Source organism: Pedobacter sp. 01T416_2 (genome assembly GCF_056398925.1).
In genome coordinates this window covers 1-5,906 of record NZ_JBFTQI010000355.1, presented here as the reverse complement: position 1 = coordinate 5,906, position 5,906 = coordinate 1, and the positions used below count along the sequence as shown (strand labels likewise).

7 protein-coding genes are annotated in these 5,906 nt (G+C 39.2%); 5 read left to right on the top strand and 2 right to left on the bottom strand.

The annotated features are described in order from the left end of the window. Nucleotides 1–169 precede the first annotated feature (169 nt). From AC1DPQ_RS15370 to AC1DPQ_RS15350, 5 genes are all read left to right on the top strand, one after another. A complete protein-coding gene (locus AC1DPQ_RS15370; RefSeq protein ID WP_477580802.1) occupies nucleotides 170–403 on the top strand; it encodes a hypothetical protein in 234 nt (77 codons plus the stop codon). Nucleotides 404–407: 4 nt separating this feature from the next. Then, on the top strand, nucleotides 408–800 hold the full coding sequence (locus tag AC1DPQ_RS15365) for a hypothetical protein (RefSeq protein WP_477580804.1): 393 nt from the start codon (nucleotides 408–410) through the stop codon (nucleotides 798–800). Between the two features lie 54 nt (nucleotides 801–854). Continuing rightward, nucleotides 855–1,307 carry an Hsp20/alpha crystallin family protein gene (locus tag AC1DPQ_RS15360; protein WP_029274233.1) on the top strand — a complete coding sequence of 151 codons (453 nt, stop codon included), beginning with the start codon at nucleotides 855–857 and terminating at the stop codon, nucleotides 1,305–1,307. A 185-nt stretch (nucleotides 1,308–1,492) separates the two neighbouring features. Further along, complete coding sequence (locus AC1DPQ_RS15355) at nucleotides 1,493–2,713, top strand: DEAD/DEAH box helicase (RefSeq protein WP_029274232.1); 1,221 nt, start codon at nucleotides 1,493–1,495, stop codon at nucleotides 2,711–2,713. A gap of 70 nt (nucleotides 2,714–2,783) precedes the next feature. Continuing rightward, entirely contained in the window at nucleotides 2,784–3,695 is a 912-nt protein-coding gene (locus AC1DPQ_RS15350) for an AEC family transporter (protein ID WP_477580807.1), read from the top strand. Nucleotides 3,696–3,960: 265 nt separating this feature from the next. On the opposite strand, the gene AC1DPQ_RS15345 is transcribed toward AC1DPQ_RS15350, so the two are convergent. Together AC1DPQ_RS15345 and AC1DPQ_RS15340 are read right to left on the bottom strand one after the other, a co-directional pair. Further along, nucleotides 3,961–5,154: a C1 family peptidase gene (locus tag AC1DPQ_RS15345; protein ID WP_477580809.1), complete on the bottom strand. Its 1,194-nt coding sequence runs from the start codon at nucleotides 5,152–5,154 to the stop codon at nucleotides 3,961–3,963. A gap of 103 nt (nucleotides 5,155–5,257) precedes the next feature. Next, the coding region (locus AC1DPQ_RS15340; RefSeq protein ID WP_477610080.1) for an L-serine ammonia-lyase, iron-sulfur-dependent, subunit alpha at nucleotides 5,258–5,906 on the bottom strand (649 nt) is incomplete at its 5' end.

Genomic DNA, 5,906 nt, shown 5'->3' with positions numbered 1-5,906 from the left:
GTTTAATGTTCAGGATTTTTATCGGTAGGCGACGCCATTATTTCCATAACCGCTTTAACGGTTTCGAAAATAACTACAACCCAATTGTGCCGATCGATAACCAATGGTACAGGCCAACCGTACAAGGCAATGGAACAGTTAACAACATTAACGTAAATTATTAACCGCCATGAGAGCATTTAGAATATTATTGGCATTGGCTGTTGCTGCAGGAACTTTTTACAGCTTAAATGTACTGGCCGTTCAGAATGGATACCGCGATCGGTTAGATTTTAAAAACAGGCATTATCATGATGATTGCCAGCAAGAACATCATAGAAACCATAGTTACAGTCACCATAGCAGAAAAATGGACGATACCATGATTACGCCTATTGACAGTATAAACAAAGTAAATAGATAAGGTTATGTCACAGGTACTTTTTTTAAGCGATCCATCTCAGGCCGATGTTAATCCGATTTTGGGTATGGCAAACGAGCTGATTACCCGAGGGGAGAAGGTAACTTTCTTTAGCTCGGACGAATTTAAGGTCCCTATAGAACAAATTGGCGCTGACTTTAAAGCCTACAATCGGGAATTGAATATTTTCCAAGGGAAAAAGGCGATTGATGAAGAAGAAAAACCTAAATCGGGATTAATCAGCGCACTGCTTGAGCCAATGAAATTTATCGATGATATTTTGGTTCAGATAAGGGGTTTGAAATTTGATTACGCCGTTTTCTCGCCATCATATCCCTACGCAAATATCATTACACAGCTATTGGGCATCCCTAAAACGGAGCAGGCGGCTTACAACTAATATTGGCTTAAGCCGATAAATTAACAGAATAAACAACAATTAAAATTAAACAAAATGTACAACGAACATAGATGCCATTCGGGCAAGATGCATAGTCGCTTCGGCGCAGGAGAAGGAAGATTTGGAAAGCACTTTGGTGGTCCTTTCGGTCACCACAAACATGCCATGTTTAACCAGGGCTTTAGAAAAGTACCTGCTAATATTGAAGAAACAGAAACCAGCTTTATTATTGAGCTTTTTGCACCAGCTTTGGTTAAAGAGAATTTAAAGGTGGTTACCAAAGATGATGTATTAACCATTTCTTACCAAGCTAAAGAAGAAACCGATTCGGCTAAAAAGTATAGCCGCAGAGAATATAGCAACGGCACTTTCGAAAGGGCTTTTGGCCTAAACGGAAAAGTTTTAGTAGAAAATATTTCAGCCAGTTATGCTGATGGAATTTTGAAGGTTACCCTACCTAAAAACCCTGAAACGAATACACCAGAAAAAGATATTCTGGTAGACTAAGTTTCGTCTATTATAATTTCCAGGTCCTCGGTTGTTTATAACAATCGGGGCTTTTTTGTTTTTATACCACCTAAAGCGTTACCACATATGGCCTTCAAAATCCATTTAATATATCGATATTAAAATGCGGTTTGCTATTYGCGGTATTTTAAGGTACTTTTGCTAAAAGACATAAACACAATAGATTGAATTTTAACGACTTTAATTTTAACCCCGATTTATACGAAGGCTTAATGGCAATGGGGTATAAAAGCGCTACTCCAATACAAGAACAAGCCATCCCGGTAATTTTAGATAATCATGATCTGATTGCCTGCGCTCAAACCGGTACAGGAAAAACGGCCAGCTACCTTTTGCCCGTAATGGATAAAATTAGCAAAGCTGCCGATAGGCACAACAATACCTTGATATTGGCTCCAACACGCGAGCTTGCACAACAGATCGATTTACAGGTTGAAGCACTAGCTTATTTTACCAATATCAGCTCTTTAGCCGTTTACGGTGGGGGAGATGGTATCGCTTACGAACAGCAAAAACGTTCTATGCGCAATGGTGTAGATATTATTATTGCCACTCCGGGCAGACTAATGGCACATTTATCCTCAGGTGTGTTAAAACTGGAACATTTGCAGCATTTAATTTTAGATGAAGCAGATAGAATGTTGGATATGGGCTTTTACGACGACATTATCCGCATTATTAGCTACCTGCCAAAGAAAAGACAAACACTTTTATTTTCGGCTACAATGGCCCCGAAAATAAGAACCATGGCAGGTAAGATTTTGCACGAACCGAAGCAGATTACCATTTCAATTGCTAAACCTGCTGAGGGGATCGATCAACAAGCCTATAACATTCACGACCAACAGAAACAGGCCTTATTAACCGATATTTTTAAAAGTGGGCAATACAAAAGCAGTATCATTTTCGTTTCGACCAAAGAAAAAGTAAAAGCGTTGTATAAAACCTTTAAAGGATTGGGTATTAAAGCAGAAGCTTTTCACTCCGACTTAGGGCAGAAAGAACGCGAAGATATTTTACTGGCTTTCAAAAACAGGAGATTGCCAATTTTAATCGGAACGGATGTATTATCCCGCGGAATTGATGTAGAGGGAATCGACCTAGTGATCAATTACGATGTTCCTGGCGATCCGGCTGATTATGTACACCGTATTGGCCGTACGGCAAGAGCTGCAACCAAAGGAACGGCCATTACATTGGTTAACGGTAGAGATAAACGCAAGTTCGATAACATCGAAAAATTAATCGAAAAGGAAGTTCCCCGCATGCCACTGCCAGAAAGCATAGCTGCAATAGAAATTACGCATGTGGAGGAAAAACGGCCCCAACATAATGGTAAGAAAAAGGTTTGGAACAAAAAGAAAAAACCAAAACCTTCTGTATAAATTATTTAAAAACGCCATAAGTACATTTCTTATTGGCGTTTTTCTTTTATAAATTATCTTTGCGCTAACAATGGCAAACTTCATTATTATAGGTTTATGCATTTTAGCCGGGATTCTTTTCAGAAAAAGTAAATCGCTCCCCAAAGATGCGCACAAAGGCATTAATGCCTGGATTATCTATATAGCACTACCTGCAGTTTCTTTTAAATATCTACCACACATTACCTGGACTAAGGATTTATTCTTTCCTGTACTGGCACCAATTTGTGTCTGGCTATTTGGTTGGATATTTATTACCCTGTATAGTCGCATCCAGAATATTAATAAATCCACTGCTGGCGGGTTAAAACTAACCAGTTCTTTAAGTAATACTTCATTTGTAGGATTTCCTTTAATTGTGGCTTATTTTAACGAAAAGGAACTGGCTGTCGCCATTATATGCGATCAGGTTACCTTTATGCTTTTAGCTACCATTGGCGTTATTGTAGCCATCCGCTCCTCGCAGAATCAAAAGTTAAGCCCAAAATTGGTGCTGAAAAAAGTATTGACCTTTCCGCCGCTTATAGGTTGTGTTTTAGCGCTGACCCTCCCACATTTTATTAACCTTTCTTCACTAGATCCATTGTTTGAGAAACTAGCCGGTACGGTTGGTCCATTGGCATTGTTTTCAATAGGTTTGCAGCTAAAATTTGGTGGTTGGTTTAGCGAATTGAAACACATCAGCTTTGCTTTATTGTATAAACTGATTTTAGCGCCGTTGATAGTTTTGGTTACAGCACTTGTTTTAGGTATGGGTGGAATGATTACCAAAATAACGATCTTCGAAATGGCTATGCCAACTTTGGTAACCGCAGGTGTGGTAGCTGATCAGTATAACCTTAATCCGAAGCTTTCTAATTTGGTGGTTGGAATCGGAATTTTATTGTCTTTTATCACCACGGGGTTATGGTGGTTGGTATTAACTTATTCAGGTCTGGTTTAATTTGGCCTCTTTGTTTTACCACAGAGCCTACAGAGAGAAGGCACGGAGATCACAGAGGCTTGTATGTTTTAACCACAGATAAAAAGGATGGGCACAGATAGAACTTTAATTATGAGACGTCATCGTGAGTTGAAGGTCTACTTCACAAGGTGACTTCTATCTTCCATCACTTTGTTTCCCTCTGTGTAAAGCTCGGTGAACGCTGTGGTTAACAAAAAAAAGCCGCAAAATTTCTTCTGCGGCTCCTTTAATGATTTAGGTTTAGTTACAAAGCTAATTTTTTATAAATTGCAGATGGAATACCTGCTTTGTTCAATAAAATTGCTGTTGTTTTATATTTTACGTAGTTTTTGGTTACGTATAAATATCCTTTATAATCGTTACTTGCTCCCCAAGAGTTTTTAACGATATAATATTCTTTACCTGTTTGATCTTTGGCTAAACCAACAATGTGCATACCATGATCATCAGTAGTTTGGTAGTTGTCGAAAGCAAGCTGACGGTTCTCCTGCGTAATTTCCATCTCTGGCTGCGGGCCGTTAAACATATCTGCTTTCTGTTTCAAGGTCATATCAGCGAAAGGCGTTTGTGGAACAAAAGCCACACCGTTTTTCCAGCTGAAGTTTTTTTCGCTTACATCTGTAGCCCATGCAACGGTATAACCACCTTTTAAAGCGTTGTCGATAATGTCTGTTAACTCGTTTACTTTAACGTTATAAACCTGATCGAAAGACCAGTTATCAGGCACTAATAAAGTAAATTTGCTATAGAAAGGGTGATCGTTGAACGATGAAAGTTCTATATAGTTGTCGGCATTTAAACCCACCACTTCCTGAGCGAAAGTTTTTGGTGTGTATTTTTTGCCATTGTACGTAAAGTTTTCTGGTACTGTACCTAAATAAGCATCAATTACACCAGTATAGGCTTTTAACCAGTTTGGGGTTAACTCGCCATTTGCATTCTTTACAACAGCTTCTAAAACACCTTTTTCGATATCGCCAAGCTCTGCAGTTTTATTAATTTTAGTGCCATAATTTAATCCGGTATATACCTCTTGCGGAACTGCACCGTATTTTCTGTACATGTTGATTACATCGTGCAAAGCACCGCCATCGCCTAATGAAACCGCACCATGCATACGCACGTAATTTTTACCTTTTTCTACATAAGCGTTACGGGCCGAAAAAAGCTGAGATAACGTTACGGGCTGTTTACCAGCTTTAATCATTTCTGATTCTAAAAATGAGTTGGTAGAGTAGCTCCAGCAAGTTCCTGAAGATCCTTGATTCTGAACTGGTGTATTGGCCAGGTTAATCACTTCAGTGAATTTAAAAGAAGAAGCACTGTTTTCGCTTTGGTTGTTTTTTAAAGAATTAACGAGATTGTCTTGTGCATAAGTCGCCGATATAGATAACGACAAAGCCAAACCAATCACACTGATTTTTGTGTAGTTGATCATTTTTTTATGAATAATTAATAAAGTCAGCGAATGTAAAAATACTTGTTGATTTGGCGCCAGAAAATTTGTAATAAATCGATCATTTTATTGCAACAATGTTGAATTAACACTCTGGCAAACTGATTGGAATATTGGTTGCCAATCCTCCGTCAGATGTTTCTTTGTATTTGGCATTCATATCGAGGGCGGTTTCCCACATGGTATTTACCACTGCATCTAAACTCACTTTTGCCTTATCAGGATTGCTTTGTAGGGCTAGTTGACTGGCTGTAATGGCTTTAATAGCGCCCATGGTGTTTCTTTCGATGCAAGGGATCTGTACCAAACCGCCAATCGGATCGCAGGTTAAACCCAAATGATGTTCCATGGCAATTTCTGCAGCCATTAAAACCTGTCTTTGTGAGCCACCTAAGCACTCGGTTAGCGCTGCTGCAGCCATGGCTGAGGAAACGCCAATTTCGGCCTGACATCCGCCCATGGCGGCTGATATGGTTGCTCCTTTTTTGAAAATACTGCCTATCTCTGAAGCACAGGCAATAAACTGGATGATTTTTTCTTCGCTGTAACCATCGCAAAAGGTAATAAAATATTGTAATACGGCTGGAATTACGCCTGCGGCACCATTGGTAGGGGCAGTTACCACACGACCAAAAGATGCATTTTCTTCATTAACAGCTAGCGCGAAACAGCTTACCCAATCTAAAGTATAATTAAAGCCATTTCCACCTTTTCTAATGGCTTCTACCCAGCTA